Origin of the sequence: Magnetospirillum sp. SS-4, assembly GCF_902729425.1 — a bacterium.
GTDB lineage: Bacteria > Pseudomonadota > Alphaproteobacteria > Rhodospirillales > Magnetospirillaceae > Phaeospirillum.
Genome location: NZ_CACVCH010000019.1, coordinates 1 through 315, shown reverse-complemented (window position 1 = coordinate 315; position 315 = coordinate 1). Strand labels below are relative to the sequence as shown.

1 rRNA gene is annotated in these 315 nt (G+C 55.2%); it reads right to left on the bottom strand.

Features of this window, described 5'->3' with window-relative positions:
• Nucleotides 1-25: 25 nt before the first annotated feature.
• Nucleotides 26-315: ribosomal RNA gene (locus MTBSS4_RS03820) — 16S ribosomal RNA — on the bottom strand; the annotation flags it as partial.

Below are 315 nucleotides of genomic sequence, written 5' to 3'. Positions count from 1 at the left end.
CGTCTGAGAGCCGTGACCGTGACATCGGCAGCCACCCGTAGGAGTCTGGCCCGTATCTCAGTGCCAGTGTGGCTGATCATCCTCTCAGACCAGCTACCCGTCGTTGCCTTGGTAGGCCGTTACCCTACCAACAAGCTGATAGGCCATGAGCCCCTCCTTGAACGCCATACCCACGGTACGGCTTTCCTTCCCAATCCATGAACCAGGAAGCGTATACGGTATTAGCCAACCTTTCGGCTGGTTATTCCATTCTCAAGGGCAGGTTACCCATGGATTCCTCACCCGTTCGCCACTTTACTACTCCGAAGAGATTCA